The organism is Streptomyces sp. NPDC058375, assembly GCF_042723425.1.
Lineage (GTDB): Bacteria > Actinomycetota > Actinomycetes > Streptomycetales > Streptomycetaceae > Streptomyces > Streptomyces durocortorensis.
Genome location: NZ_JBHXJG010000005.1, coordinates 35,523 through 61,396, shown reverse-complemented (window position 1 = coordinate 61,396; position 25,874 = coordinate 35,523). Strand labels below are relative to the sequence as shown.

The following is a 25,874-nucleotide window of genomic DNA, read 5'->3' as shown; positions in this document are numbered from 1 at the left end:
GCCCCCATGATCTTCATCGCCGTCAAGTTCACCGCCCTCGTCGACGAGCGCGACAACTGGCTGCCCCGCCTGGAGGATTTCACCGTCGCCACCCGCAGCGAGCCCGGCAACGTCTTCTTCGACTGGTCCTACAGCGTGGAGAACTCCGACGAGTTCGTCCTGCTGGAGGCCTTCGCCGACGGGGCGGCGGGGGAGGCGCACGTGAACTCCGACCACTTCAAAGCGGCGATCGAGACGATGTCGGAGATGGTCGCCGAGGTCCCCGAGATCATCAACGTCGAGGTGGAGGGCGCCGGCTGGTCGCGGATGGCGGAGGTCACCCCGCGCAACCGCTGACCCGGGAGCCCCGCCAGGGGCCTGTCGTCCGGAGAAGCGTGCCGCGACAGGCCCTGGAACCCCTCGGGCTCACCCGTGAACTCCTCGGGCACACCCTGGAAGTGCTCGGGCACGCCCTAGAACTCCTCGTGGGACTCCGGGTCGCCGCCGAAACGCCGCTGCCGCCCGGACGCGATCGTCGTCAACTCCTGTGCCGTCAGCTCGAACCCGAACAGATCGACGTTCTCGCGCTGCCGGCCCGGGTCCGCCGACTTCGGGATCGGCACCGCGCCCAGCTGGGTGTGCCAGCGCAGCACCACCTGCCCGGGGGTCACCCCGTGGTCCTGGGCGATCGCCACGGTCGAGGGGTCCTCCAGCACCTCGCGGCCCCGGGCCAGCGGGCTCCAGCTCTCCGTGACGATGCCCTTCGCCGCGTGCACCGCCCGCAGTTCCTCCTGCGGGAGCAGCGGATGCATCTCGATCTGGTTCACCGAGGGCAGTACGCCCGTCTCCCGCTCCAGCCGCTCCAGGTGCGCGGCCGTGAAGTTGGAGACGCCGATGGAGCGGACCAGACCGTCCTCGCGGAGCCTGATCATCGCCTTCCAGGTGTCCACGTACTTGTCGACGCGGGGGAGCGGCCAGTGGATCAGGTAGAGGTCGACGTACTCGACGCCCAGCCGGGCCCGTGACTCCTCGAAGGAGGCGAGCGTCTCCTCGTACCCGTGGTGCCGGCCGGGCACCTTCGTGGTGACGACGACCTCCTCGCGGGGGACGCCGCTGCGGGCGATGCCCCGGCCGGTGCCGGTCTCGTTGCCGTAGTTGAGGGCCGTGTCGACCAGCCGGTAGCCCAGCTCGAGGGCCCCGGCGACGGCCTCCTCGGCCGCCGCGTCGTCCAGCGGGTAGGTGCCGAGCCCCACCACGGGGAGCCGTGTGCCGTCGTTGAGCGTGTGAACCGGTGTGCCGGACATGTGCTGGTTCCGTCCTTCCCGCCGCTGCCCCCGTCCCGGCCAGCGTAGGGGTGAGGCAGGCCCGGGGCGCGCGCCCGGGGCCGTGTCGCTCGCGCCGGGCGTGCGCCCGGGGGACGGCGGACCGCCGGAGTTTCCCGGGCAGCGGCGGGGTTTCCCGGGTACCGCCGGAGCATCCCGGGCACCGGCGGTGTCGCTCAGGCCGCGTGGCCGCCGTCGACGACGATCTCCGTTCCGGTGATGAACCCTGCCTCCGCGCTCGCCAGGTACGCGACGAGCGAGGCGATCTCCTCCGTCGTCCCGAAGCGGCCGAGCGCGGTCGCCGCGCGCTGGCCCTCGGCGAACGGCCCGTCCGCCGGGTTGAGATCCGTGTCGACGGGGCCGGGCTGGATCAGGTTCACCGTGATGCCGCGCGGCCCCAGCTCCCGGGCGAGCGGCTTGGTCAGCCCGACCAGAACGGACTTGCTGAGCCCGTAGAGGGCGGAGCCGGGCCCGCCCACGTACCGGCTCAGGGCGGAGCCCACCGAGACGATGCGCCCACCGTCCGCCAGCCGCTCCGCCGCCGCCCGGCAGGCGAGGAAGACCGCCCGCACGTTCACCGCCAGCGTCCGGTCCACGTCAGGACCGGCGAGCGTGGCGATCGGACCGAGGACGCCGATGCCCGCGTTGTTGACCAGGATGTCGAGCCGGCCGAGCTCGTCCGCCGCCCGGTGCACGGCGCCGGCGGCCGCATCGGCGTCCCCCGCGTCGCAGCGCAGGGCGACGCCCCGGCGGCCGAAGCCCTCGATCTTCGCGACGACCGCACGGGCCGCCGCCTCGTCCCGTACATAGGTGACGGCGACGTCCGCGCCGTCCTGGGCGAGCCGCAGCGCGGTCGCCGCGCCGATGCCCCGGCCGCCCCCGGTGACCAGGGCGGCCCGGCCCGCGGGACCGGTGGGGACGGAGGTGGACGGGGACAGGGTGCTGGACATGGCGGGTTCCTCGCTGATCGGGATCGCCGTCGCTCCGACGGCACCTCCCAGCAAACGCGCGCCGGGGCCCGCGCACCGGCGGGTATCGGACGCCCACAACCGCCCGGGCCGCTCACCGGAAAGGCAGTGCAGGCAGCAGCCCCGGGTCCGTCGCCGCCGCCCGCAGCCGGTTCAGGATGGCGCGGGCCGCCTTGTCGTAGCCGAGGTTGTTGTTCTGGAGCACCGACTCGGCGTTGGCCAGCTCCAGCAGGGCGATCACCTCGAAGGCCAGCTGGCACACGTCGGTGTCCCGGGCCAGTTCCCCGGCGGCCCTGGCCTCCTCGATCGTCTCCTCCACGAAGGTGACCCAGCCCGTCTGCGCGGACGCCAGGGCGTCGTGCACCCGGCCACTGCGGGCGTCGAACTCGGCGGTGGCGGCGTAGAAGAAGCAGCCGCCCCGGAACACCCGCTCGCGGGAGTACGCGATCCACGCCTCGCACAGCCGCCAGACCCGCCCGAGCCCCGGCGGCACCGACCGGGTGGGGCGCAGCACATGGTCGACATAGACGGCCACCGCGCCCCGCACGGTGGCCAGTTGGAGCCCCTCCTTCGAGCCGAAGAGGGCGAACACCCCGCTCTTGCTCAGCCCCAGCTCGGTGGCGAGCCGCCCCAGCGAGAGGCCCTCAAGACCTTCGACCGAGGCGATCTGCACCGCCCGCCCCAGAATCAACTGGCGGGTCTGGTTCCCCCGCTCGACCCGCCCGTCCACTCTTACCGACGCCATGTGACCACTCCGTGCCTCAGAGTTATCGAGGCGTCAGTCTAGGGAGCGGCGGCGCGGGCGGCGGACCCTCCGTCGCCCGGCCGGACGGCCCGACCGCCTCTGACCACGGGAGATGCCCGCGCACAGTCCGACCGTTGAGACAGGTGTTCCTTTCCCTGGGCTTCCCCGGGCCTCGGCGGGTAGCGTGATCACTTCGCGTGCGAGCCGGTGCGGTCTCCACAACACCTTCCGTGGAGATCCAGGAGAACCCCTCGTGTCCGCTGCCGCCGTGCCCGTCCCCGGTGCCGTCTCGCCCCCGCGCCGCGCCTGGGTCACCGACCTGCCCGTGCTCGCCGTCGCCGTCGTCTGGGGCGCGAGCTACCTCGCGGCCAAGGGCATCACCACCACCCACACCGTCATCGCCGTACTCGTCCTGCGCTTTGCGATCGTGCTGCCGGTGCTCGTGGCGACGGGATGGCGCAGGCTGCGGGCGCTGACCGGAGCGCAGTGGCGCGGCGCCGGAGTGCTGGGCCTGGTGCTGAGCGGGATCTTCCTGCTGGAGACGTACGGGGTGGTGCACACCTCGGCCACCAACGCCGGGCTGATCATCAGCCTCACCATGATCTTCACACCGCTGGCCGAGGCCGCCGTGACCCGCGTCCGCCCGTCGGCCGGATTCGTCGCGGCGGCCGGGCTCTCCGTCGCCGGGGTCGTCCTGCTGACCCAGGGCGGCGGGTTCACCAGCCCCTCGGGCGGCGACCTCCTGATGCTCCTCGCCGCCCTCGCCCGTACGGTCCACGTCCTGGCCATGGCCCGGATCAAGGCGGTACGGGACGCCGACTCGCTCTCCCTGACCACCGTCCAGCTCGGCAGCGCGGTCGCCGTCTTCGCCGTGCTCGCCGCCGTCCCCGGGACCGGCGCCTCGCCGTGGAGCACGGCCGCGGACTTCGGCGCCCGGGAGTGGGCGGGGCTGGTCTTCCTCTCGGTGTTCTGCACGCTGTTCGCGTTCTTCGTCCAGATGTGGTCCGTACGCCGCACCTCGCCGTCCCGGGTCAGCCTGCTGCTCGGTACGGAACCGCTGTGGGCCGCCGCCGTCGGCATCAGCCTCGGCGGGGAGCGGCTCGGGCTGCTCGGAGCGGTCGGCGCGGTCCTCGTCCTGGCGGGCACCGCGTGGGGCCGGCGCGGTGCGGACCGGGAGCGCGCCCAGGCGGCCTGAGCCTCTCCCGGCCTCTCCCGGCCCCGTCAGGTCTTGATCGCGTCCGCGGCGATCATCACGGCTGCCCCCGTCACGATCAGCACGATGTTGACGAACAGCAGGCGGTCGCTGAGGAAGTCGATGTGCCGCACCAGCGTCCAGAACCGGAACCAGCCCGTCCACTCGTACAGCAGTCCGCCCACGCCCTGGATGAAGACGAGGAACCCGATCGTCTCGACGATTTTCTTCATGGGCCGAGCCTTCCGTCCGGCCCGGACCCGCCGCGTCGGCCACCGGTCCCGTCCGCCGGGCCGAAAGTAGTGCGTCGTGCGACTTTGGTAGCTCCCGCGCCGCTCGGAGCCTCTCCCGGCCGCCGGGCTGCGTAACTTTGTCGATATGACGCGCACCGAGTACCGCTGGCTGCTCCCCTCGGCGATGGCCGACCCCGAGCTGCCGGACGACCGGATCCGGACGCGGCGGACCGTGCGGGACTGGGCCGTCGACATCGCGGCCTTCCTCATCGCCGCGGGCATCGGCATGCTGGCCCTCGGCACGATCGAGGCCGACGACACCACGGCCGACATCGTCGTCTTCGTGGACTCGATCGTCGGCGCGCTGGCCTGCTGCGCCCTCTGGCTCCGGCGGCGCTGGCCCGTCGGACTCGCCGTCGCCCTGACCGTCCTGTCGGTCGTCGAGCCCGTGGCCGCCGGGGCCCTGCTGGTCGTCCTCTTCAGCCTGGCCGTCCACCGCCCGTTCAAGCCGGTCGCGATCGTCGGGGCGCTCGCGCTGGCCCTGGTGCCGCTGCAACCGCTCCTGCGCCCCGACCCGGCGACCTCCTTCCTCGCCTCGATCGTCTTCGGCGTGCTGCTGATCCTTCTGGTGATCAGCTGGGGCATGGCCGTACGTTCCCGGCGCCAGCTCGTCGTCAGCCTCCGCGAACGGGCCCGCCGCGCCGAGGCCGAGGCGGAGCTGCGCGCCGAACAGGCCCAGCGCCTCGCCCGGGAGGCCATCGCCCGCGAGATGCACGACGTCCTGGCCCACCGGCTGACCCTGCTCAGCGTGCATGCGGGGGCCCTCGAATTCCGGCCCGACGCCCCCGCCGCCGAGGTCGGCCGGGCCGCAGGCGTCATCCGGGACAGCGCCCACGAGGCCCTCCAGGACCTCCGCGAGATCATCGGCGTCCTGCGCGGACCCGGCGACACCGACGAGACCCACCGGCCCCAGCCCACCCTCGCCACCCTGGACGCCCTCGTCGCGGAGTCCCGGCTCGCGGGCATGAAGGTCGCCGTCGACAACCGGGTCACCGCCGCCGGGGACGCCCCCGCCGCCACCGGCCGCACGGTCTACCGGATCGCTCAGGAGGCCTTGACCAACGCCCGTAAGCACGCGCCCGGCACCGAGGTCTCCCTCACCGTGACGGGCGGCCCCGGCGAGGGCCTCACCGTGGGGGTGGAGAACCCCGCCCCCACCGAACCCTTCGAACGGGTTCCGGGCTCGGGCCAGGGACTCATCGGCCTCACCGAACGCGCGACCCTCGCCGGGGGAGAGCTGGAACACGGCCCGACGAAGGACGGCGGCTTCTCGGTCCGGGCCCGACTGCCGTGGCCCGCCGCGTGACGGGGGCCGTGGGGGAGCGGGTGACGCCCGCTGTACGGGTGGGCGTCGTGCGGGGGCGGGTGACACGGTCCGTACGGGAGCGGGTGAAGCGGTCCGTACGGGGACGAGTGACGCCCGCCGTACCGGCGCCGCGCACCGGCTGGCTACGGTGGCCGTCATGAACACCCCGGCGTCCCCGACACCCCCGGCCTCCTCCGCGCCGCCGCCCGGACCGCCCGTCCGGCTGCTGATCGTCGACGACGACCCGCTGGTCCGGGCAGGGCTGACGCTGATGCTCGGCGGCGACGAGGGCATCGACATCGTCGGGGAGGGCGCGGACGGCCAGGAGGCCGAGGAGCTGGTCGAACGGCTGCGCCCCGACGTCGTCCTGATGGACATCCGGATGCCGGTGATGGACGGACTCACCGCGACCGAGCGGCTGCGGCGCCGGCCCGACGCCCCCGAAGTCGTCGTCCTCACCACCTTCCACGCCGACGAACAGGTCCTGCGGGCCATCCGGGCCGGAGCGGCGGGATTCGTCCTGAAAGACACCCCGCCCGCCCGGATCGTCGACTCGGTCCGCCGGGTCGCCGCCGGGGATCCGGTGCTCTCGCCTGCCGTCACCCGCCAGTTGATGGCCCGCGCCGCGGGTGGCGGGCACGACGACCGGGGCGGCCGCGCCGAGCGTGCACGCAGGCGTTTCGACCAACTCGCCGAACGGGAGAGGGAGGTCGCCGTCGCCGTCGGACGCGGCGGATCCAACGCGGAGATCGCGGGCTCCCTCTACCTCAGCGTCGCCACCGTCAAGACTCACGTCTCACGGATTCTCGCCAAACTCGAACTGAACAACCGCGTACAGATCGCCCTGTTGGTCCATGACGCGGGACTTCTCGACACGGACCAGGAGGACGGCGGCGGCCTACGCTGAGCGGAGCATGCGAGGGCTGCCCGGCGCGCTGTGAGGGTACGTTCGGTGAACCCGGCCCCGTCCGCCGCAACTCTTCCCGGAGGCAACCGCGTTGACTGCCCAGCCCCTGGTCGATCTCGCCGCGCTCGGCGAGCGGTTCACCCGCGACCCCTACCCCGCCTACGCCGCCCTCCGCGCGAAGGGCCCGGTCCACCGGGTGCGGATCCCCGAGGGCGCGGACGCCTGGCTCGTCGTCGGGTACGAGGCGGGCCGCGCCCTCCTCGCCGACCAGCGGCTCTCCAAACACTGGAGCCGTGCCTCGCCCACCCTCGGGGTCAGCAAGGTGTCCGCGGGCTCCTCGATGCTCGGATCCGACGCCCCCGACCACACCCGGCTGCGCAAGCTGGTCGCACGCGAGTTCACTCCGCGCCGCATGGAGCAACTGGCTCCTCGCATACAGGAGATGACCGACGAGCTGCTCGACTCGATGCTCGCGGCCCCGGACCGTACGGCGGACCTCGTCGAGGCGCTGTCCTTCCCGCTGCCCATGGCGGTGATCTGCGAGCTGCTCGGCGTCCCGTTCCTGGACCGCGAGGACTTCCGTACGTGGTCGGGCCAGGCGGTCTCCTCCATCGACCCGTCCGTGCGCGCCTCCTCCACCCAGGCGATGACCGCGTACATCGTGGGGCTGCTGGCCGACAAGCGCGAGAAACCCGGCGACGACCTGCTGAGCGCGCTGATCCACACCGCCGACGAGGGCGGCGACCGGCTGTCGGGCGAGGAACTGGTCGGCATGGCCTGGCTGTTGCTGGTCGCCGGGCACGAGACCACCGTCAACCTCATCACCAACGGCGTGCACAACCTCCTCGCGCACCCCGAGCAACTGGCCGCCCTGCGCGCGGACTTCTCGCTGATCGACAACGCCGTCGAGGAGATCCTGCGCTTCGAGGGGCCGGTGGAGACGCCCACGTACCGCTTCACGACCGAACCGATCGACGTCGGCGGCACGGTGATCCCGGGCGGCGGTGAGCTGGTCCTCGTCGCCATGTCGGACGCCAACCGGGATCCCGCCCGCTATCCGGACGGATCCCGTTTCGACATCACGCGCGACGCCCGGGGGCACATCGCCTTCGGGCACGGCATCCACTACTGCCTGGGCGCGCCGCTGGCCCGTATCGAGGCCAGGATCGCGATCCGGTCGTTGCTGGAGCGCTGCCCGGACCTCCGGCTGACCGCCGACCCGGCGACGCTCGACTGGCGCGCGGGGATGCTGATGCGGGGGCCGCTGAGCCTTCCGGTCGCCTGGTAGCGCCCGGGTCGCGGAGGCTCAGCCGCCGGGGATCTCGGTCATCGCCACCGGTCGGCGCTCCCGGCGGGAGACCTCGCACGCCTCGGCGATCCGCAGGGCGTGCAGGGCCTCCCGCCCGTCGCACGGGTTGGCCAGCTCGCCGCGGACCACGCGCAGGAACGCGGCCAGCTCCGCCTCGTACGCCGGGGCGAACCGTTCCAGGAACCCCGGCCAGGGCTTCGCCGGGGCGCCGGGGCCGCCCGGCTCGGCCGAGGCCAGCGGCGTACGGTCGTCCAGTCCGACGGCGATCTGGTCCAGCTCGCCGGCCAGCTCCATCCGTACGTCGTACCCGGCGCCGTTGCACCGGGTCGCGGTGGCGGTGGCGAGCGTCCCGTCGTCGAGGGTGAGCAGCGCGGCGGCCGTGTCCACGTCCCCGGCCTCCCGGAACATCGCGGGCCCGGCGTCCGAGCCGGTGGCGTACACCTCGCTCACCTCGCGGCCGGTCACCCAGCGCAGGATGTCGAAGTCGTGGACCAGGCAGTCGCGGTACAGCCCGCCGGAGAGCGGGAGGTAGGCGGCGGGCGGCGGTGTGGGGTCGGAGGTGACCGCCCGCACGGTGTGCAGCCGGCCGAGCCTCCCCTCCCGCACGGCGGCCCTGGCCTCGCCGTACCCGGCGTCGAAGCGCCGCATGAAGCCGAGCTGGAGCAGGCTCCCCGCCGCCTCGACCTCGGCCAGCGCGGCGAGCGTGCCGGGCAGGTCCAGGGCGATCGGCTTCTCGCAGAAGACCGGCAGCCCGGTCCGGGCGGCCCGCGCGATGAGCCCGGCGTGGGCGGCGGTCGCCGAACAGATCACGACGGCGTCGGGCAGCCCGTGGGCCTCGCCCGCCCCGGTGAACAGATCGTCCACCGTGACCGCTGTCCCTCCGGTCCGCAGGGCGGCCGCGGCGGCCCGCTCCGGGTCCGCGTCCGCCAGCAGCAGAGCGTCCACGGCGGGGTGACGACTCAGCACCTCCGCATGGAATGTGCCGATCCGTCCCGTTCCGATCAGTCCGATGCGCATGGGCCCAAGGTGGCGTTCGCCCGGTCACCATGTCAAGCGTTTGTCCTGACAAACGCCACGCCATGGCTATGTCCGGACAAGCGAACTACGCTCGCCCCGTGACCGCACATGGAACCGACCGGCCGCTGCCGCTGAGCGTGGACCGCACCAGCCCGGTGCCGCTCTACTTCCAGCTGGCGCAGCAGTTGGAGACCGCCCTGGAGCAGGGGCGGCTGGCTCCCGGCGCCCTGCTCGGGAACGAGATCGACCTCGCCGCCCGTCTCGGCCTGTCGCGGCCGACCGTCCGCCAGGCCATCCAGTCGCTCGTCGACAAGGGGCTGATGGTGCGCCGGAGAGGGGTCGGCACCCAGGTCGTCCACAGCCAGGTCCGCCGCCCGCTGGAGCTCAGCTCGCTCTACGACGACCTGGAGGCGGCCGGGCAGCGCCCCGCCACCACGGTCCTGCGCAACACCACGGAGCCGGCCACCGCCGAGGTCGCCGCGGCGCTCGGCGTCGCCGAGGGCAGCGAGGTCCACCTCGTGGAGCGACTGCGCAGCGCGCACGGCGAGCCGATGGCCCTCCTGCGCAACCACCTGCCGCCGGGGCTGCTGCCCCTGCGCACCGAGGAGCTGGAGGCGACGGGCCTCTACCGACTGATGCGGGCGTCCGGCGTCACACTGCACAGCGCCCGCCAGTTGGTGGGCGCGCGCGCTGCGACGACGGGGGAGGCCGGGGCCCTGGACGAGGAGCGGGGGGCGCCGTTGCTGACGATGGAGCGCACGACGTACGACGACACGGGGCGGGTGGTCGAGTTCGGCTCCCATGTCTACCGGGCGGCGCGATACGCGTTCGAGTTCCAGCTCCTGGTCCGCCCGTAGCCACACCCGTGCCGGCCCGTTCCTGGACGCCCCACTCCAGCCCGTCCGGCGCCTCCTCCGGCCCGTTCCTGGACGCCCACTCCAGCCCGTCCGGCGTTTGAGGACGGAACCCTTGCGACGGTGTCGGATGCGCCCGGTGGGTTCCTGTGCCTCGGGGCCTTGAGAAGTTTGGGCCCACCAGCCCCGGGGTTCCGTCCTCAATCGCCGGACGGGCTACAAGGCGCTCGCCCAGCCCCCCGCCGGACGGGCTTCAAGGCGCGGGCCCGCCCAGACCCCGCCGGACGGGCTTCAAAGGCGCGGGCCCGCCCAGACCCGCCGGACGGGCTTGAAGGGCTGGGTGAAAAGGTCCGGGCACACGGGTTGCGCTCGACGCCCCCCGTGCCCCAGGCTCCGTGTCCGTCGGCCGACCCGCACAAGGGTTCCGTCCGTGAACGCCGGACGGGCGGGGCCGCGGGCGGGCCCGGGCAGGGCTCGGGGATACTTGGCAACCGGCCCGGGGCCGTACACACCCCGGCCCGGGCAACCGCACAGCGAGCAGCAGCAGAAGGGCACGGCGTCGTGGCAAGGGTTCGGACAGGGGTACGCGCGCTGGGCGCCGTGCTGGCAGTGGTGCTGGCGGCCGCGGGATGCAGCAGCACCGGCGGCAAGCGGGCGGAAGAACGCGCGGCCGCGGCCGCCGAGGGGCGGGCCGCGGTGAACACTCCGCGCTGGACCTTCGCCATGGTCACCCACTCGGGCGACGGCGACACCTTCTGGGACATCGTCCAGAAGGGCGCCGAGCAGGCCGCCGTCAAGGACAACATCAACTTCCTCTACTCGCACAACGACGAGGCCAACCAGCAGGCCCAGCTCGTCCAGACCGCGATCGACAAGAAGGTCGACGGGCTGATCGTCTCGCTGGCCAAGCCGGACGCGATGAAGGCCGTGGTCGCCAAGGCCGTCAAGGCGGGCATCCCGGTCGTCACCGTGAACTCCGGCTCCGCCGAGTCGAAGGAGTTCGGGGCGCTCACCCACATCGGCCAGGACGAGACCATCGCCGGTGAGGCAGTCGGCGACGAGCTGAACGGCCGGGACCGCAAGAAGGTCCTGTGCGTCCTGCACGAGCAGGGCAACGTGGGCCACGAGCAGCGCTGCGCCGGCGCGAAGAAGACCTTCGACGGCACGATGCAGAACCTGTACGTCGACGGCACCAACATGCCCGACGTCACCGCGTCCATCGAGGCCAAGCTCCAGTCCGACAAGAGCATCGACGCGGTCGTCACCCTCGGCGCCCCCTTCGCCGACGCGGCCGTCCAGGCCAAGCAGACCGCGGGCAGCGACGCCGAGATCGACACCTTCGACCTGAACGCCAAGGTCGCCACCGGCCTCCAGGACGACAAGCTCGGCTTCGCCGTCGACCAGCAGCCCTACCTCCAGGGCTACCAGGCCGTCGACCTGCTCTGGCTCTACCGCTACAACCGCAACGTCCTCGGTGGCGGCCTCCCCGTCCTCACCGGCCCGCAGGTCATCACCAAGGACGACGCCGACGCGCTCGCCGACTACACCAAGCGGGGCACCCGATGAGCGGCTCCACCGCCGCGCCCGACCAGCTGGACGAGCGCCTCGTGCGCACCTCACCGCTGCGCAAGTTGCTCGGCCGCCCCGAGCTGGGCTCGGTCGTCGGCGCGGCAGCCGTCTTCCTGTTCTTCGCGATCGTCGCCGACAGCTTCCTCCAGGCCTCCAGCTTCGGCACCGTGCTGTACGCGGCCTCGGTCCTCGGCATCATGGCCGCCCCGGTGGCCCTGCTGATGATCGGCGGCGAGTTCGACCTCTCCGCCGGCGTCATGGTGACCAGCTCCGCGCTGATCTCCTCGATGTTCAGCTACCAGATGACCGCCAACGTCTGGGTCGGCGTTCTCGTCTCGCTGCTGGTCACGCTCGCCATCGGCGCGTTCAACGGCTTCATGCTGACGCGCACCAAACTGCCCAGCTTCATCATCACGCTCGGCACGTTCCTGATGCTGACCGGCCTGAACCTCGGCTTCACCAAGCTCATCAGCGGCACGGTCTCCACCAAGGCCATCGGCGACATGGAGGGCTTCGACTCGGCCCACGCCCTGTTCGCCTCCACGCTGACCCTCGGCAGCGTCGAGTTCAAGGTGACCATCCTCTGGTGGATCGCCCTGGTCGCCATCGCCACCTGGATCCTGCTCCGTACCCGCTTCGGCAACTGGATCTTCGCCGTCGGCGGCGAGGCCGACGCCGCCCGCGCGGTCGGCGTCCCCGTGATCCGTACCAAGATCGGGCTCTACCTCGGCGTCGCCTTCGCCGCCTGGATCTCCGGCCAGCACCTGCTGTTCAGCTACGACGTCGTCCAGTCCGGCGAGGGCGTCGGCAACGAGCTGACGTACATCATCGCCGCCGTCATCGGCGGTTGCCTGATCACCGGCGGCTACGGCTCCGCGATCGGCTCGGCGGTCGGCGCCTTCATCTTCGGCATGACCAGCAAGGGCATCGTGTACGCCGAGTGGAACCCGGACTGGTTCAAATTCTTCCTGGGAGCGATGCTGCTCCTGGCCACCCTGCTCAACGCGTGGGTGCGCAAGCGCGCGGAGGCGACGTCATGACGGACACTTCCGACAAGCCTGTCGGTCCCCTCGTCGAGCTGGACGACGTGTCCAAGTTCTACGGGAACATCAAGGCCCTGGAGCACGTCTCGCTGGAAGTCCACGCGGGCGAGATCACCTGCGTCCTCGGTGACAACGGCGCAGGCAAGTCCACCCTCATCAAGATCATCGCGGGGCTGCACCGGCACGACGCCGGACGCTTCCTGATCGACGGCGAGGAGACCACCCTCGCCAACCCGCGCGACGCCCTGGACCGGGGCATCGCCACCGTCTACCAGGACCTAGCCGTCGTCCCGCTGATGCCGGTCTGGCGGAACTTCTTCCTCGGCTCCGAGCCCACGACCGGCGTCGGCCCCTTCAAACGCCTCGACGTCCGCAAGATGCGCGAGACGACCCGTACCGAACTGCTCCGCATGGGCATCGACCTGCGCGACGTCGACCAGCCCATCGGCACCCTGTCCGGCGGTGAGCGCCAGTGTGTGGCCATCGCCCGCGCCGTCTACTTCGGCGCCAAGGTCCTCGTCCTGGACGAGCCGACCGCCGCGCTCGGCGTGAAGCAGTCCGGCGTGGTGCTCAAGTACGTGGCGGCCGCCCGCGACGCCGGGCTCGGCGTGGTCCTCATCACGCACAACCCGCACCACGCCCACCTCGTCGGCGACCGGTTCGTCCTCCTCAAGCGCGGCGTGATGTCCGGCAGCCACACCAAGGACGACGTCACGCTCGATGAGCTGACCCGGCAGATGGCGGGCGGCAGCGAGCTGGAGGAGCTCAGCCACGAGCTGGAGCGCACCCCGACGCCCACCCTCCCGGGCAGCCACGGCACGAAGGGCGAGGCTCCCTGAGCGGCGACCGCCCCGGCGCGGCCGACCCCGCCCATGGCCCTACGGGGGCCGGGCAGTGGCAGAATCGAGCGCGGCGGGCGCCGTCCGCCGCCGGCCGCGACAGCGGCCCGGCCCCCCAGACCCCGCAGGGACGATGAGCACGTACCGCGACTTCGCACACCGCGGCTCCGCCCGCGCCACCGTCCTCAAGACCGTCGGCACCAAGGAACGCCGCTCGCACCTGTCCGCGCCCCGGGTGCCCACGGTCGGGATCGACATCGGCGGCACCAAGGTGATGGCGGGCGTCGTCGACGCCGACGGCAACATCCTGGAACAGCTGCGCACCGAGACGCCCGACAAGTCCAAGAGCCCCAAGGTCGTCGAGGACACCATCGTCGAACTGGTCCTGGACCTCTCCGACCGCCACGACGTCCATGCGGTGGGCATCGGCGCGGCGGGCTGGGTGGACGCCGACCGCTCCAAGGTCCTGTTCGCCCCGCACCTCGCCTGGCGCGACGAACCCCTGCGCGATGCCATCGCCTCCCGCCTCGTCGTCCCCGTCATGGTCGACAACGACGCCAACACCGCCGCCTGGGCGGAATGGCGCTTCGGAGCGGGCCGCGGCGAGGACCACCTCGTCATGATCACCCTCGGCACGGGCATCGGCGGCGCGATCCTGGAGGACGGGCAGGTCAAGCGCGGCAAGTACGGCGTGGCCGGTGAGTTCGGCCACATGCAGGTCGTGCCCTCGGGCCACCGCTGCCCCTGCGGCAACCGGGGCTGCTGGGAGCAGTACAGCTCCGGCAACGCCCTCGTCCGCGAGGCCAAGGAACTGGCCGCCGCCGACTCCCCGGTCGCGCACTACCTGCTGGACCGGGTGAAGGGCAACATCCCCGACATCACCGGGCCCCTCATCACCGAACTGGCCCGCGAGGGCGATGCGATGTGCATCGAACTCCTCCAGGACATCGGCCAGTGGCTCGGCATCGGCATCGCCAACCTGGCCGCCGCGCTCGACCCCTCCTGCTTCGTCATCGGAGGCGGTGTCAGCGCCGCCGACGACCTCCTGATCACCCCCGCCCGGGACGCCTTCAAGCGCCACCTCACCGGCCGCGGCTACCGCCCCGAGGCGAGGATCGCGAAGGCGCAGCTCGGCCCCGAGGCGGGTATGGTCGGCGCCGCGGACCTGGCCCGGCTGGTCGCCCGCCGATTCCGCCGGGCCAACCGGCGGCGCGTCGAGCGGTACGAGCGGTACGCCCAGATCTACGACCAGGCGGCGAGCACCATCCGCAACACACGGTCCACCCGTACCGCCGACTGAACCGCGGGCGCCCTTTGCGGCGTCCACCTTTCAGTACGCCTGTTCCGTACGCCTCTTCCGTCTGGCCTCTTTCAGCACGCCGTCGCCGCAGCACCTTAGGGACCACCTGATCATGATCGCAGCCGAGCACCCCGTGGTGCCGCACCAGTCGGAGTCTCCGGGCGACGGCGAGGGCAAGCCACCCGAGGACCCCCGGCATGTGTTCAAACGGCGCTTCATCACCGCCACGATCATCGTGCTGCTGATCGGCATCCCGGCCGGCTACCTGCTGATCTCGGCCGGCCAGAGCCGCCGCTCGGGCATGGACAAGGAGACCGAGGCGGCCGCCCAGGGGCTGCGCGAGGGCTGGCCCTCCAAGATGCAGCGCCGGATCTTCGAGATCCCGATTCCCGGCAACGGGCAGGGTGTGCAGTATTACGAGACGAACAACTGGAAAGCCAGCCGGATGTACGCGAAGTTCCGGACGACCTCCGCCGGTCTCGACCGCTTCCTGACCGGCGTGGGCACCGGACGTGCGGCACTGGAGCCGGACAAGATCTCCATCAGCCCGCGGGACATCAAGATCACCGGCTGGACCTTCGGCCCGGGCGAGCACTGGGCCGGCACGACGCACAGCAACAAGAAGCCGCGCCCCACCCAGAACATCACGGTCAACATGACCGATCCGGCCAGTCCTGTCGTGTATGTCGTATCGGCGGCGACCCCCTGACCGGGGGCCGGAGGGGCGCTCAGTAACCTGGAGCGAGTGAGCGAAGTGAGCGAGACGACCCCGCAGCCCGTGCAGGCCCCCCACCCCGGTGGGCCCGCCCCGCACCCCGGAGCGCCTCACCAGGCGGTTCCGGCCCCGCACCAGGGACCGGACGCCGTGCCTCTGTCGGCCGCTCCGGAGTCCTGTCCGGCGCCCGGTGACAGCGGGGCCCCCGGGTTCCCGCAGGCTCCGGTGACCGCACAGCCGGACCGGATCCCGCTCGCCCCGCCGGCGCCGCAGGGTCCTTTCGCCCCGCAGGCCACTTCCGTATCGCCGGCGCCGCAGGGTCCTTTCGCCCCGCAGGCCACTTCCGTGCCGCTGGCGCCGCAGGGTCCTTTCGCCCCGCAGGCCACTTCCGTACCGCAGGCCCCTCCCGTACAGCAGACAGCTCCCGCCCCGCAGGGTGCTCCTGCCGCGGCCCTCTCGGCACCGTCCCCGTCCGCCCCGTCCGCCCCACAGGGGCCGACCGGCGCCCCGCGGACGCTCCAGTACCGCTTCGACGGGCCTGAGGATGCCCCGGTCCTGGTCATCGGTCCCTCGCTCGGGACGACGTGGCACATGTGGGATCGCCAGATACCCGAGCTGTCCCAGCACTGGCGGGTCTTCCGCTACGACCTCCCCGGCCACGGCGGTGCGCCCGCCCACGGTGCCACCTCCGTCGCGGAGCTGGGCGACCGGCTGCTCGCGACCCTGGACGGGCTCGGCGTCCGGCGCTTCGGCTACGCGGGCTGCTCCATCGGCGGCGCGGTCGGCGCGGACCTGGCCCTGCGCCACCCGCACCGGGTCGCCTCGCTGGCGCTCGTCGCGTCCTCGCCCCGGTTCGGCACGGCCGACGAGTTCCGTCAGCGCGGGGTGATCGTCCGCACCAACGGCCTGGAGCCGATGGCCCGCACCGCGCCGGAGCGCTGGTTCACCCCCGGCTTCGCCGCCGCGCAGCCCGCCATCGTGGAGTGGGCCGTGCAGATGGTCCGCACGACCGACCCCGGCTGCTACATCGCCGCCTGCGAGGCGCTCGCCGCGTTCGACATCCGCGGCGCCCTGGGCCGGATCGGCGTCCCCACCCTGGTGCTGGTCGGGGCGGAGGACCAGGTCACCGGGCCCGCCGAGGCCCGCACGCTGGTCGCCGGGATACCGGACGCCCGTCTGGCGCTCGTCCCCGGGGCCTCCCACCTCGCGCCCGTCGAGCAGCCCGCCGCCGTCAGCGACCTGCTGCTGATGCACTTCTCCACCGCCTGGCAGCAGGACACCTCGGCCGCGATCCCCGTGCTGCCCCACATCAGCGCGCCCGTCGGTCCCAGCGTGCCGTTCGTCCCGGTCGCCGAGATCTCCCCGGCCGCCGCGCCCGAGGCCCCCGCACCGACGCCGGACGACCGGTACGAGGAGGGCACGAAGGTGCGCCGCGAGGTGCTGGGGGACGCCCACGTCGACGCCGTGAACGCCGCTGCCGACGCCTTCACCGAGGACTTCCAGGAGCTGGTCACCCGGTACGCCTGGGGCGAGGTCTGGAGCCGCGACGCCCTCGACCGGCGCACCCGCAGCGTCATCACGCTCACCGCGCTCGTCACCTCCGGCCACCTGGAGGGTCTGGCCGCGCACATCCGGGCCGCCCTGCGCAACGGCCTGACGCCCGCCGAGATCAAGGAAGTTCTGCTCCAGACCGCCGTCTACTGCGGCATCCCGGCCGCCGGAGCCGCCTTCGCCGTCGCGCAGAAGGTGATCCAGGAGGAAACCACGCCGCCCGCGTAGCAGGATGGAGCCATGAACGCATCGCCCGGGGCACTCACCCTCACCAAGAAGACCCACTCCTGCGTCCGGATCGAGAAGGCGGGGCAGGTCCTCGTCATCGACCCCGGGGGCTTCTCCGAGGACGACGCGGCGCTCGGCGCGGACGTCATGCTGGTGACGCACGAGCACCCGGACCACTTCAACGAGGCGCGGCTGCGCGCGGGCCTGGAGACGAACCCGGCGGCCGAAATCTGGACGCTGCGCAGCGTCGCCGACCAGCTCTCGGCGGCCTTCCCGGGCCGGGTGCACACCGTGGGCGACGGGGACGCGTTCTCCGCCGCCGGATTCGACATCACCGTGCACGGCGAGCTGCACGCGGTGATCCACCCGGACATCCCGAGGATCACCAACGTCGGCTTCCTCGTCGACGGTTCGGTCTTCCACCCCGGCGACGCGCTCACCGTTCCCGAGCGTCCCGTGGACACCCTGCTGCTGCCGGTCATGGCCCCCTGGAGCAAGATCTCCGAGGTCATCGACTACGTACGCGAGGTGAAGCCGCGCCGCGCCATCGACGTCCACGACGCCCTGCTGACCGATCTGGCGCGGCCGATCTACGACAACCAGATCAGGGCCCTGGGCGGCGCGGACCACGGCCGGCTGGCCCCGGGCGGCACCACCGAGCTGTGAGCCCGGCGGCCGCTGTCAGTGGGAGCCGCTAGGTTGGCTGCCATGCGCATCGCCACCTATAACGTCAATTCGATCACCGCCCGGCTGCCGAGGCTTCTGGCCTGGCTGGAGAGCAGCGGCACCGATGTGCTGTGCATCCAGGAGACCAAGTGCACGGCGGAGCAGTTCCCCGCCGAAGCCCTGCGCGAGGCGGGTTACGCATCCGCCGTCAACGCCACCGGCCGGTGGAACGGGGTCGCGCTGCTCTCCCGCGTCGGCCTCGCCGACGTCGTCACCGGCCTGCCGGGCGGCCCGGAGTACGAGGGGGTGGAGGAGCCCCGCGCGATCTCGGCGACCTGCGGCCCGCTGCGCCTGTGGTCGGTGTACGTGCCCAACGGCCGCGAGGTCGAGCACGAGCACTACGCGTACAAGCTGCGCTGGCTGGAGGCCCTGCGGAAGGCCGTCGCGGGGGACGCGGCGGGGGCGCTGCCCTTCGCGGTCCTGGGCGACTTCAACGTGGCCCCGACCGACGAGGACGTCTGGGATCCGGCGCTGTTCGAGGGGGCCACGCATGTGACGCCCGCCGAGCGCGCCGCCCTCGCGGCCCTGGAGGCGGAAGGCCTGAGCGAGGTCCTGCCCCGCCCCCTCAAGTACGACCGCGCCTACACCTTCTGGGACTACCGCGAGCTGCGGTTCCCCAAGAACAAGGGCATGCGGATCGACCTGACCTTCGGCAACGCCCCCTTCACCGCCGCCGTCAAGGACAGTTACGTCGACCGTGAGGAGCGCAAGGGCAAGGGTGCGTCCGACCACGCCCCGGTGGTCGTCGACCTGGACCTCTGAGCCGGACCGAGCGGGGGCGGGAGAGGCCGCGGACCAGGTGACAACTCAAGGTTGACACTTCCTGGGTGTCAACCTACGGTTGTCACATGACGCAGCCTCTTCCCGTCACCCCTTCCGTACGCCTCGACGATCTGATCGAGGCCATCAAGAAGACCAACGACGACGCCCTGGAGCAGCTCTCCGGCGCGGTGCTCGCCGCCGACCACCTCGGCGACGTGGCCGACCACCTCATCGGCCACTTCGTGGACCAGGCCCGGCGCTCCGGCGCCTCCTGGACCGACATCGGCCGGAGCATGGGGGTCACCCGCCAGGCCGCCCAGAAGCGCTTCGTGCCCAAGAAGGGCGAGGGCTCCTCGGACCTGGACCCCAACGAGGGCTTCAACCGCTTCACCACCCGCGCCCGCAACGTGGTGGTCGCCTCCCACAACGAGGCCCAGGCCGCCCGGCACGCCGAGATCCTCCCCGCCCACCTGATCCTCGGCCTGCTCGCCGAGCCCGAGGCCGTCGCCGCCCGCGTCCTCGTCGGGCAGGGCATGGCGCCGGACGTGCTGCGGGCGGCGGCGACCGCGGCGCTGCCCGCCGCCGTGGACGCGGTGCCCGAGATGATCCCGTACGACATGGACGCCAAGAAGGTCCTGGAGCTGACCTTCCGTGAGGCCCTGCGCCTCGGCCACAACTACGTGGGCACCGAGCACATCCTGCTGGCCCTGCTGGAGTTCGAGGACGGCTCCGGCGTGCTGACCGGCCTCGGCCTGGGCAAGGAGGACGTGTCCGCCGCGGTGGAGCGGGCCGTGGGCGAGGCGGCCGGGGCCCTCCGGCAGCAGAAGCCCTGAGCCACGCGGCAACCCCTGTGCTCGTGGACGGCGGTCTCAGTGCGCCGAGAACCCGCCGTCCACGAACACCGACTGCCCGGTGACGTACGCCGAGGAGCGCCCCGCCAGGAACACCGCGGCCCCCGCGAAGTCCTCCGCGAGACCGTTGCGGCCGATCAGGGTCCGCGCGGCCAGTGACTCCACCTTCTCCGGGTCCGAGGCCAGGTGCTCGTTCAGTGGCGTCAGCACGAACCCGGGCACCAGGCTGTTCACCGTCACGCCGTGCGGCGACCACGCCTCGGCCTGCGAGCGGGTCAGCGACTCCAGGCCGCCCTTGGACACCCCGTAAGCGCCGCTGTTCACGAACGCCCGGTGCGCCTGCTGCGACGTGACGTGGATGATCCGCCCGTACCCCCGCTCGGCCATGCCCGGCCCGAACCGCTGCCCCAGCAGGAACGGCGCCTTCAGGTTCACCGCCATCGTGGTGTCCCAGACGTCCTCGCCCAGCTCGGTCATCGGCGGACGCAGATTGATCCCGGCGCAGTTCACCAGGATGTCCGGCTCCCCGAACGCCGCCGCGGCCCCGTCCGCCCCGGTGCGCACCCCCTCGGGCGTACTCAGGTCCGCGCTCACCCAGGCGGCCCGGCAGCCCTCGGCGGTCAGCTCGCCCACGGTCGCCCGCAGCTCCGTCTCCCGGCGGGCCACCACGACGACGCGTGCGCCGGCCCGGGCCAGGGCGCCGGTGATCGCCCGGCCGATGCCGGAGCTGCCGCCGGTGACCACCGCCACCCGGCCCTCCAGCGAGAACAGTTCCGAGACGTATGTCTGTGCACTCATGTACGCACCTTAGATATCCGCTCGGGCCCCCGGTCGGGGCGGGGTGGGGGATCGGTGAACGCCGCGCGCCCTGTGGTGCGGAACCTGGCCGGGATGGGATCCTAGTGGTATGAACATCCCTTTCTTGGACAACTGGCGTAAGCGCCAGGGTGGTACGCATGCGGGCGCGCTCGCCGCCGCCGTCGAGGCAGACCCCGACGGTGTGGCCGAGCTGCTCGCCGAATGCGAACTGCTGCGCGTCCGGGCGGGGCAGCACGGACTCGAACTGGACGACACCCCCGCCTCGTTGACCGCGCTCGACCAATTGCCGCCCCGCTGGCGCGACGACCCCGAGGAGCTGCCCTGGCTCGGCAACGACGCCGGCCTCTACCTCGGCACGGTGATCGTACGGACGGTGCCGGGCGCCGCGTGGGACGTCTGGCCGAGCGGCCAGCCCGTGGTGCGGCTGGAGTCCGGGCGGGAGATCGACGTCGTCGCGGCCGGTCTCGACTGGGCGATGGCGGGCAGCCCGGAGCTCTCCCAGGTGTACGCCGAGTCCGCCGAGAACTGAGCCGAAGGGCCGCCGGGCCCTGCCTTCCTCACCTAATCTAGATAAACAGCCTTTTGCGCCATTTACGCGTGTCGGGTGCGAAGTCCCTTTTCGCGATGGATAGTTTGCGCTGACCTCGACACAGCGACAAGTGGGTAGGGCAGCGCATGGCCGTCGATCCGTTGATCGAACTGAGGGACGTCAACAAACACTTCGGGGAGTTGCACGTACTTCAGGACATCAATCTCACCGTCGGCCGCGGGGAGGTGGTGGTGGTCATCGGCCCCTCCGGCTCAGGGAAATCCACCCTGTGCCGGGCGATCAACCGGCTGGAGACGATCGAGTCCGGCAGCATCACGATCGACGGCAGACCCCTCCCCGAGGAGGGCAAGGGCCTGGCCCAGCTCCGCGCCGAAGTCGGCATGGTCTTCCAGTCGTTCAACCTCTTCGCCCACAAGACCGTGGTGGACAACGTCTCGCTGGCGCAGCTCAAGGTCCGCAAGCGCAAGAAGGACGAGGCAGACCAGCGCTCCCGCGAACTGCTGGACCGGGTCGGCCTGGCCGCCCACGCCGACAAGTTCCCCGCCCAGCTCTCCGGCGGTCAGCAGCAGCGCGTGGCCATCGCCCGTGCCCTGGCCATGGACCCCAAGGCGCTCCTCTTCGACGAGCCCACCTCGGCCCTCGACCCGGAGATGATCAACGAGGTGCTGGAGGTCATGCAGCAGCTCGCCCGGGACGGCATGACCATGGTCGTGGTCACCCACGAGATGGGCTTCGCCCGCTCCGCGGCCAACCGCGTCGTGTTCATGTCCGACGGCTGCGTCGTCGAGGACCGCACCCCGGAGGACTTCTTCACGAACCCTTCGAGCGACCGCGCCAAGGACTTCCTGTCCAAGATCCTCAAGCACTGAGGGGGGCATTCCATGTTGCGTACGAGGAACACGCGTACGGGCAGGGCCGCCGCCCTCGTGGCCGGTCTCCTGCTCGCCGCGCTCGTTGCGGGCTGCGGCAAGGACGGCAGCCCGCCCGTCAAGGGCCCCAAGGCCGAAGCCCTGCCGGTGTACCAGGTCGACACCGGCTTCGAACTGCCCGACTCCCGCACCTGGACCAAGGCGAAGGGGCGCGGCTATCTGATCGTCGGCGCCAAGGAGGACCAGCCCTACCTGGGCGAGAAGGACCCGGCGAGCGGGATCTACTCCGGCTTCGACATCGAGATCGCCCACATGATGGCGGCCTCGCTCGGCTTCGAACCGAAGACCATCCGCTTCCGCACGATCGCCTCCGCCAACCGCGAGACCGCCCTGCAGAACGGCCAGATCGACTACTACGTCGGCACCTACACCATCAACGACATGCGCAAGAAGCTCGTCGGTTTCGCCGGCCCGTACTACATGGCCGGCCAGGGACTGCTGGTGCGCACCGACGAGAACGACATCAACGGGCCCCAGGACCTGGCGGGCAAGACGGTCTGCTCGGCGGCCGGATCCACGCCCTACCAGCGGATCGCCGCCGACTACCCCAAGGCGACCCTCGTCGCGTACGACACGTACTCGATCTGCGTCGACAACCTCCTCACCTACCAGGTCGACGCCGTCACCACCGACGACGCGATCCTGCTCGGCTTCGCCGCCAAGGCGCCCGACGAGATGAAGGTCGTCGGCAAACCCTTCTCGGAGGAGCCGTACGGCATCGGCGTACCGCGCAACGACAACGCCCTGCGCAACGCCCTCGACGACGCGCTGGAGGCCAACGAGAGAGACGGCAACTGGAAGAAGGCGTACGACGCGACGCTGGGCCTCTCCGGAGCGCCCGCGCCGACCCCGCCGCCCATCGACCGCTACCCGGCGACCTGAGGGGACGGGCCCACCCATGGATGTACTGACAGAGAACTTCTCGCTCTACGGCAAGGGCTTCCTCGGCACCGTCGAACTGACCGTCTACGCCTCGGCGCTGGCGCTCGTCCTCGGCTTCCTGATGGCGGCCTTCCGGGTCGCGCCCGTCGGCTCCTTCCGGGTGCTGGGCACGGTCTGGGTCACCGTGCTCCGCAACACCCCGCTGACGCTGCTGTTCTTCGCGGTCCTGCTCGGCCTGCCCCGCTTCGGGCTCGTCCTGCCGTTCCAGCTCTTCGCCGTCATCGCGCTCGGCTGCTACACCTCGGCGTTCATCTGCGAGGTGCTGCGCTCCGGCATCAACACCGTGCCCAAGGGCCAGGGCGAGGCCGCCCGCAGCCTCGGCATGAACTTCGGCCAGACCTTGAGCACCGTGGTGCTGCCGCAGGCGTTCCGGTCGGTGATCCCGCCGGTCGGCTCGACCCTCATCGCGCTGGCGAAGAACTCCGCCATCGCCGGGGCGTTCAGCGTCACCGAACTCCTCGGCACCTACAAGACGCTCAACGAACTGGGCTACAGCATCATCTGGTCCTTCATCTGGATCGCCGTCGGCTACCTGATCATCACCCTGACCATCAGCGCGGTGTTCAACGTGATGGAGAAGCGCTGGGGAGTGGCACGATGACCAAGACCCTCACCCGTAGGACGTCCCGAGCTTCGGCACCCGAGGCCAGCGCGCTCTACGACATCCCCGGACCGGTGACCCGCAAGCGGCACCTGATGTACGGGATCGCCTCGACGGTCCTGATCGTGGCGCTGTTCGGCTGGATCGTCCATCTGCTCTTCGACACCGACCAGTTCACCGCGCAGAAGTGGACGCCCTTCGAGTACAAGGGCATTCAGGAACTGCTGCTGCGCGGGCTCGGCAACACCCTCAAGGCGTTCGCGTACGCCGCGGTCCTCTCGCTCGCGCTCGGCGCGCTCCTCGCGGTCGGCCGGCTCTCCGAACACCGGGTGCTGCGCTGGCTTTCCACCCTGCTGGTCGAGTTCTTCCGGGCCATGCCGGTGCTGGTGATGATCTTCTTCATCTTCGTGGCGCTGAAGGTCCAGCCGCTGCCCGCCCTGGTCGCCGGGCTCACGCTCTACAACGGCTCCGTCCTCGCGGAGGTGTTCCGCACCGGGATCAACTCCGTGGACCGGGGCCAGCGCGAGGCCGCGTACGCCCTCGGGATGCGCAAGACACAGGTCACCACGTTCGTCCTGGCTCCCCAGGCCGTACGCGCGATGCTGCCGACCATCATCAGTCAGCTGGTGGTCGCGCTCAAGGACACCTCACTGGGCTATCTGATCACCTACGAGGAATTCCTCCACGCCGGAAAGCTGATCGCGTCGAATCTCGACTACGATCTTCCCTTCATCCCCGTCGTGATGGTGATCTCGCCGATCTACATCGGGATGTGCATGCTGCTCTCGTGGTTCGCCACCTGGGTGGCCAAGCGGCAGCGGCGCAACCTGAAGACCCGAGCGGTCGGGGTGGCCCCGGCCGAACCAGGAACGCTGCTGCCGGGAGGGCAGTAGCCGGGCAGTGCCCGCCCGGCAGCAGTCGGTGATCACTTCTCGCGCAGCGGGACCGAGAGATGACTCGGGTCCGTGCCGGGCGAGGAGAAGGTCAGCTGCGCGCCGGTCGGGTTGTGCTCGATGTACAACGGATCGACGGTGTCGATCACCAGGGCGAGCCGGTGACCGGCCGGGACGTCGTAGGCCGTGGAGAAAAGCTCCAGGTCGACGGGGAACGGCCGGCCCGGCGTCTGCCCGTGGAAGGTGTACGGAGCATTGCTGACCAGTCTGCCGACGCCGAGCGGCCCCACGTCGTAGAGATACGCGACGAAGGTGCCGCTCGGCTTCGTGCTGCTGACCGTCGTGTGCAGGGTGGACGTGCCCCTGATTCGCTGCCCGGTGGCGTACCGCTCCGACTGCCAGACGCTCGCGAACGTACGCGGCAGCAGCGGCACGGAGACCATGGGCGGCAGCTTCAGGAACTGGTCCAGCGCGTTGGACAGGATCGAGATACCGCCGTTCGCGCCGGAGTCGACATTGGCCCACACCTTCTTGGTGCCGTCCAGCGGGATGCGGTTCTTGAGCGCGCCGACCGACTTCCAGTCCGCGTAGCCCTCGTACCCCTTGTCCGTGCGGGACTTGAGCTGGACGGGCTGCTCGGTGTCGATGCCGTTCCGCTCGCCCCTGAGATAGCGGTCGAACCAGCGGCGGGTGCTCGTCCAGGTGTCGTTGGGCAGCCCCAGCAGCCCGGTGGCCTCGGCGGTGGCGTGGTCGCCGGGGCGGAACTCCAGCCGCTTGGGGCCGGTGAGCTTGTCGTAGAACGAGGCGTACTGGTTGGGCGGGAAGATGGTGTCGCCCCAGGCGTTGCCCATCATGATCGCCGCGCCGTTGGCGTTGATCCGGTCCAGATACGTCAAGGGGGAGCGCTTCTTCCCCCAGGCGATCATCTCCGGCTCCCTGTCCAGCTTGGAGCCGAGGAAGTCCTTGAGGGTCTGGCTGAGTTCGTCGCTGGGCCGGCCGGTGACCAGGCCCGCGCCGCCGAGCAGGGCGGCGGCCTGGAGGTGCTGGGTGCGGCCGCTGTAGATCGAGTCGATCAGGTCGGCCCAGCCGCTGAGCGCGGCCACCGCCTTGATGCGCGCGTCGTGTCCGGCCGCCAGCAGGCTGATGCCCGCCCCGTAGGAGACGCCGCCCATGCCGATGCGGTCCGGGTCGGCGGAGGTGTGCTCCAGCGCCCAGTCGATGACGGCCGAGGCGTCCGCGATGTCCGGCGGACCGGCCACCTCGATCTTCCCGCCCGAGAGCCAGAAGCCGCGCGAGGTGTAACTCACCACGACATAGCCGGAGTCGGCGAGCTTCTGGGCCTGGGCCAGATACTCGATCTGCGGCATGGCCCAGCTCGTCGGGAAGACGATCAGCGGATGCTTCGCCCCGGCCCGGGCTCCGGCCGGCGTGAAGACGTTGCCCTTGAGCGTGATGCCTCCGGAGCCGGGGATGTCGTGGAACGTCAGGCCCCCGGCCGTCGTGCTCGCGAGCGGGGCGGGGGCGGCGGTCGCCGCAGGCGCGGCGGCGAGCGCGCCCCCGGCGAGCAGGGCGACGGCGGTGGTGATCGAAGCGGTGGTGCGCAGTGCCGGTTTCGGACGTACCACGGGTCACTCCTCACGCGTGTCAGTGCAAAGTGACCCGAC

27 protein-coding genes are annotated in these 25,874 nt (G+C 71.5%); 20 read left to right on the top strand and 7 right to left on the bottom strand.

Translation table 11 applies throughout. From position 1 onward, the window contains the following. Nucleotides 1-6: 6 nt before the first annotated feature. On the top strand, nucleotides 7-336 hold the full coding sequence (locus ACFWM7_RS02260) for a putative quinol monooxygenase (protein WP_383254038.1): 330 nt from the start codon (nucleotides 7-9) through the stop codon (nucleotides 334-336). Between the two features lie 116 nt (nucleotides 337-452). Here ACFWM7_RS02260 and ACFWM7_RS02255 read toward each other — a convergent pair whose 3' ends face one another. The 3 genes from ACFWM7_RS02255 to ACFWM7_RS02245 form a co-directional block, all read right to left on the bottom strand. Next, entirely contained in the window at nucleotides 453-1,283 is an 831-nt protein-coding gene (locus tag ACFWM7_RS02255) for an aldo/keto reductase (RefSeq protein ID WP_383254036.1), read from the bottom strand. Between the two features lie 194 nt (nucleotides 1,284-1,477). Next, nucleotides 1,478-2,251 carry an SDR family NAD(P)-dependent oxidoreductase gene (locus ACFWM7_RS02250; protein WP_383254034.1) on the bottom strand — a complete coding sequence of 258 codons (774 nt, stop codon included), beginning with the start codon at nucleotides 2,249-2,251 and terminating at the stop codon, nucleotides 1,478-1,480. A 112-nt stretch (nucleotides 2,252-2,363) separates the two neighbouring features. Then, nucleotides 2,364-3,014 (bottom strand): TetR/AcrR family transcriptional regulator, encoded by a 651-nt coding sequence (locus tag ACFWM7_RS02245; RefSeq protein WP_383254032.1) that lies wholly within the window; start codon nucleotides 3,012-3,014, stop codon nucleotides 2,364-2,366. A gap of 253 nt (nucleotides 3,015-3,267) precedes the next feature. On the opposite strand from ACFWM7_RS02245, the gene ACFWM7_RS02240 reads away from it, so the two are divergent. After that, nucleotides 3,268-4,209 (top strand): DMT family transporter, encoded by a 942-nt coding sequence (locus tag ACFWM7_RS02240; RefSeq protein WP_383254030.1) that lies wholly within the window; start codon nucleotides 3,268-3,270, stop codon nucleotides 4,207-4,209. 26 nt (nucleotides 4,210-4,235) lie between these two features. Here ACFWM7_RS02240 and ACFWM7_RS02235 read toward each other — a convergent pair whose 3' ends face one another. Beyond that, complete coding sequence (locus tag ACFWM7_RS02235; protein WP_383254028.1) at nucleotides 4,236-4,439, bottom strand: hypothetical protein; 204 nt, start codon at nucleotides 4,437-4,439, stop codon at nucleotides 4,236-4,238. Nucleotides 4,440-4,584: 145 nt separating this feature from the next. Here ACFWM7_RS02235 and ACFWM7_RS02230 point away from each other — a divergent pair, with 145 nt between their 5' ends. The 3 genes from ACFWM7_RS02230 (at nucleotide 4,585) to ACFWM7_RS02220 (ending at nucleotide 8,000) form a co-directional block, all read left to right on the top strand. Further along, a complete protein-coding gene (locus ACFWM7_RS02230) occupies nucleotides 4,585-5,805 on the top strand; it encodes a sensor histidine kinase (protein ID WP_383254026.1) in 1,221 nt (406 codons plus the stop codon). A 157-nt stretch (nucleotides 5,806-5,962) separates the two neighbouring features. After that, entirely contained in the window at nucleotides 5,963-6,712 is a 750-nt protein-coding gene (locus ACFWM7_RS02225; protein WP_383254024.1) for a response regulator, read from the top strand. Nucleotides 6,713-6,803: 91 nt separating this feature from the next. Further along, nucleotides 6,804-8,000: a cytochrome P450 gene (locus tag ACFWM7_RS02220; RefSeq protein WP_383254022.1), complete on the top strand. Its 1,197-nt coding sequence runs from the start codon at nucleotides 6,804-6,806 to the stop codon at nucleotides 7,998-8,000. 18 nt (nucleotides 8,001-8,018) lie between these two features. Here the strand turns inward: ACFWM7_RS02220 and ACFWM7_RS02215 are convergent, their stop codons facing one another. Next, on the bottom strand, nucleotides 8,019-9,038 hold the full coding sequence (locus ACFWM7_RS02215) for a Gfo/Idh/MocA family oxidoreductase (RefSeq protein WP_383254019.1): 1,020 nt from the start codon (nucleotides 9,036-9,038) through the stop codon (nucleotides 8,019-8,021). 98 nt (nucleotides 9,039-9,136) lie between these two features. Here ACFWM7_RS02215 and ACFWM7_RS02210 point away from each other — a divergent pair, with 98 nt between their 5' ends. From ACFWM7_RS02210 to ACFWM7_RS02165, 10 genes are all read left to right on the top strand, one after another. Continuing rightward, complete coding sequence (locus ACFWM7_RS02210) at nucleotides 9,137-9,895, top strand: GntR family transcriptional regulator (RefSeq protein WP_383254017.1); 759 nt, start codon at nucleotides 9,137-9,139, stop codon at nucleotides 9,893-9,895. A 588-nt stretch (nucleotides 9,896-10,483) separates the two neighbouring features. Next, nucleotides 10,484-11,458, top strand: a complete 975-nt coding sequence (locus ACFWM7_RS02205; RefSeq protein WP_383254064.1) for a sugar ABC transporter substrate-binding protein — start codon at nucleotides 10,484-10,486, stop codon at nucleotides 11,456-11,458. Further along, nucleotides 11,455-12,501: an ABC transporter permease gene (locus ACFWM7_RS02200; protein ID WP_383254015.1), complete on the top strand. Its 1,047-nt coding sequence runs from the start codon at nucleotides 11,455-11,457 to the stop codon at nucleotides 12,499-12,501. Before ACFWM7_RS02205 ends, ACFWM7_RS02200 begins: the two co-directional genes overlap by 4 nt. Next, complete coding sequence (locus ACFWM7_RS02195) at nucleotides 12,498-13,343, top strand: ATP-binding cassette domain-containing protein (protein ID WP_383254013.1); 846 nt, start codon at nucleotides 12,498-12,500, stop codon at nucleotides 13,341-13,343. Before ACFWM7_RS02200 ends, ACFWM7_RS02195 begins: the two co-directional genes overlap by 4 nt. 133 nt (nucleotides 13,344-13,476) lie before the next feature. After that, the gene (locus ACFWM7_RS02190) at nucleotides 13,477-14,643 is read left to right on the top strand and encodes an ROK family glucokinase (RefSeq protein ID WP_383254009.1); all 1,167 of its coding nucleotides are present in this window, start codon (nucleotides 13,477-13,479) and stop codon (nucleotides 14,641-14,643) included. 112 nt (nucleotides 14,644-14,755) lie between these two features. Beyond that, nucleotides 14,756-15,352, top strand: coding sequence for a hypothetical protein (locus tag ACFWM7_RS02185; protein WP_383254004.1), 597 nt, complete (start codon nucleotides 14,756-14,758; stop codon nucleotides 15,350-15,352). Between the two features lie 561 nt (nucleotides 15,353-15,913). Continuing rightward, nucleotides 15,914-17,137, top strand: a complete 1,224-nt coding sequence (locus ACFWM7_RS02180) for an alpha/beta fold hydrolase (RefSeq protein WP_383254062.1) — start codon at nucleotides 15,914-15,916, stop codon at nucleotides 17,135-17,137. Nucleotides 17,138-17,149: 12 nt separating this feature from the next. Next, entirely contained in the window at nucleotides 17,150-17,803 is a 654-nt protein-coding gene (locus ACFWM7_RS02175) for an MBL fold metallo-hydrolase (protein ID WP_383254001.1), read from the top strand. 42 nt (nucleotides 17,804-17,845) lie between these two features. Next, the gene (locus ACFWM7_RS02170; RefSeq protein ID WP_383253998.1) at nucleotides 17,846-18,625 is read left to right on the top strand and encodes an exodeoxyribonuclease III; all 780 of its coding nucleotides are present in this window, start codon (nucleotides 17,846-17,848) and stop codon (nucleotides 18,623-18,625) included. A gap of 86 nt (nucleotides 18,626-18,711) precedes the next feature. Next, nucleotides 18,712-19,458: a Clp protease N-terminal domain-containing protein gene (locus ACFWM7_RS02165; RefSeq protein WP_383253996.1), complete on the top strand. Its 747-nt coding sequence runs from the start codon at nucleotides 18,712-18,714 to the stop codon at nucleotides 19,456-19,458. Nucleotides 19,459-19,494: 36 nt separating this feature from the next. On the opposite strand, the gene ACFWM7_RS02160 is transcribed toward ACFWM7_RS02165, so the two are convergent. Continuing rightward, complete coding sequence (locus tag ACFWM7_RS02160; RefSeq protein WP_383253992.1) at nucleotides 19,495-20,274, bottom strand: SDR family NAD(P)-dependent oxidoreductase; 780 nt, start codon at nucleotides 20,272-20,274, stop codon at nucleotides 19,495-19,497. Nucleotides 20,275-20,383: 109 nt separating this feature from the next. Between ACFWM7_RS02160 and ACFWM7_RS02155 the strand changes: the two genes are divergently transcribed. From ACFWM7_RS02155 to ACFWM7_RS02135, 5 genes are all read left to right on the top strand, one after another. Beyond that, nucleotides 20,384-20,824: a DUF6278 family protein gene (locus ACFWM7_RS02155; RefSeq protein WP_205082024.1), complete on the top strand. Its 441-nt coding sequence runs from the start codon at nucleotides 20,384-20,386 to the stop codon at nucleotides 20,822-20,824. A gap of 146 nt (nucleotides 20,825-20,970) precedes the next feature. After that, on the top strand, nucleotides 20,971-21,714 hold the full coding sequence (locus tag ACFWM7_RS02150; RefSeq protein WP_383253990.1) for an amino acid ABC transporter ATP-binding protein: 744 nt from the start codon (nucleotides 20,971-20,973) through the stop codon (nucleotides 21,712-21,714). A gap of 12 nt (nucleotides 21,715-21,726) precedes the next feature. Further along, the gene (locus tag ACFWM7_RS02145) at nucleotides 21,727-22,656 is read left to right on the top strand and encodes a glutamate ABC transporter substrate-binding protein (protein WP_383253987.1); all 930 of its coding nucleotides are present in this window, start codon (nucleotides 21,727-21,729) and stop codon (nucleotides 22,654-22,656) included. A gap of 16 nt (nucleotides 22,657-22,672) precedes the next feature. Beyond that, nucleotides 22,673-23,317 carry an amino acid ABC transporter permease gene (locus ACFWM7_RS02140; protein ID WP_383253985.1) on the top strand — a complete coding sequence of 215 codons (645 nt, stop codon included), beginning with the start codon at nucleotides 22,673-22,675 and terminating at the stop codon, nucleotides 23,315-23,317. Then, on the top strand, nucleotides 23,314-24,210 hold the full coding sequence (locus ACFWM7_RS02135) for an amino acid ABC transporter permease (RefSeq protein WP_383253983.1): 897 nt from the start codon (nucleotides 23,314-23,316) through the stop codon (nucleotides 24,208-24,210). Before ACFWM7_RS02140 ends, ACFWM7_RS02135 begins: the two co-directional genes overlap by 4 nt. A 32-nt stretch (nucleotides 24,211-24,242) precedes the next feature. On the opposite strand, the gene ACFWM7_RS02130 is transcribed toward ACFWM7_RS02135, so the two are convergent. Continuing rightward, nucleotides 24,243-25,835 (bottom strand): CocE/NonD family hydrolase, encoded by a 1,593-nt coding sequence (locus ACFWM7_RS02130; RefSeq protein ID WP_383253981.1) that lies wholly within the window; start codon nucleotides 25,833-25,835, stop codon nucleotides 24,243-24,245. Nucleotides 25,836-25,874: the final 39 nt, after the last annotated feature.

What these genes read in the sequence shown, in the direction of transcription:
- ACFWM7_RS02260 (WP_383254038.1), top strand. Translation starts at nt 7, where the DNA reads ATGATCTTCATCGCCGTCAAGTTCACCGCCCTCGTCGACGAGCGCGAC.
- ACFWM7_RS02255 (WP_383254036.1), bottom strand. Translation starts at nt 1,283, where the DNA reads ATGTCCGGCACACCGGTTCACACGCTCAACGACGGCACACGGCTCCCC.
- ACFWM7_RS02250 (WP_383254034.1), bottom strand. Translation starts at nt 2,251, where the DNA reads ATGTCCAGCACCCTGTCCCCGTCCACCTCCGTCCCCACCGGTCCCGCG.
- ACFWM7_RS02245 (WP_383254032.1), bottom strand. Translation starts at nt 3,014, where the DNA reads ATGGCGTCGGTAAGAGTGGACGGGCGGGTCGAGCGGGGGAACCAGACC.
- ACFWM7_RS02235 (WP_383254028.1), bottom strand. Translation starts at nt 4,439, where the DNA reads ATGAAGAAAATCGTCGAGACGATCGGGTTCCTCGTCTTCATCCAGGGC.
- ACFWM7_RS02230 (WP_383254026.1), top strand. Translation starts at nt 4,585, where the DNA reads ATGACGCGCACCGAGTACCGCTGGCTGCTCCCCTCGGCGATGGCCGAC.
- ACFWM7_RS02225 (WP_383254024.1), top strand. Translation starts at nt 5,963, where the DNA reads ATGAACACCCCGGCGTCCCCGACACCCCCGGCCTCCTCCGCGCCGCCG.
- ACFWM7_RS02215 (WP_383254019.1), bottom strand. Translation starts at nt 9,038, where the DNA reads ATGCGCATCGGACTGATCGGAACGGGACGGATCGGCACATTCCATGCG.
- ACFWM7_RS02200 (WP_383254015.1), top strand. Translation starts at nt 11,455, where the DNA reads ATGAGCGGCTCCACCGCCGCGCCCGACCAGCTGGACGAGCGCCTCGTG.
- ACFWM7_RS02195 (WP_383254013.1), top strand. Translation starts at nt 12,498, where the DNA reads ATGACGGACACTTCCGACAAGCCTGTCGGTCCCCTCGTCGAGCTGGAC.
- ACFWM7_RS02190 (WP_383254009.1), top strand. Translation starts at nt 13,477, where the DNA reads ATGAGCACGTACCGCGACTTCGCACACCGCGGCTCCGCCCGCGCCACC.
- ACFWM7_RS02185 (WP_383254004.1), top strand. Translation starts at nt 14,756, where the DNA reads ATGATCGCAGCCGAGCACCCCGTGGTGCCGCACCAGTCGGAGTCTCCG.
- ACFWM7_RS02175 (WP_383254001.1), top strand. Translation starts at nt 17,150, where the DNA reads ATGAACGCATCGCCCGGGGCACTCACCCTCACCAAGAAGACCCACTCC.
- ACFWM7_RS02170 (WP_383253998.1), top strand. Translation starts at nt 17,846, where the DNA reads ATGCGCATCGCCACCTATAACGTCAATTCGATCACCGCCCGGCTGCCG.
- ACFWM7_RS02165 (WP_383253996.1), top strand. Translation starts at nt 18,712, where the DNA reads ATGACGCAGCCTCTTCCCGTCACCCCTTCCGTACGCCTCGACGATCTG.
- ACFWM7_RS02160 (WP_383253992.1), bottom strand. Translation starts at nt 20,274, where the DNA reads ATGAGTGCACAGACATACGTCTCGGAACTGTTCTCGCTGGAGGGCCGG.
- ACFWM7_RS02155 (WP_205082024.1), top strand. Translation starts at nt 20,384, where the DNA reads ATGAACATCCCTTTCTTGGACAACTGGCGTAAGCGCCAGGGTGGTACG.
- ACFWM7_RS02150 (WP_383253990.1), top strand. Translation starts at nt 20,971, where the DNA reads ATGGCCGTCGATCCGTTGATCGAACTGAGGGACGTCAACAAACACTTC.
- ACFWM7_RS02145 (WP_383253987.1), top strand. Translation starts at nt 21,727, where the DNA reads ATGTTGCGTACGAGGAACACGCGTACGGGCAGGGCCGCCGCCCTCGTG.
- ACFWM7_RS02140 (WP_383253985.1), top strand. Translation starts at nt 22,673, where the DNA reads ATGGATGTACTGACAGAGAACTTCTCGCTCTACGGCAAGGGCTTCCTC.
- ACFWM7_RS02135 (WP_383253983.1), top strand. Translation starts at nt 23,314, where the DNA reads ATGACCAAGACCCTCACCCGTAGGACGTCCCGAGCTTCGGCACCCGAG.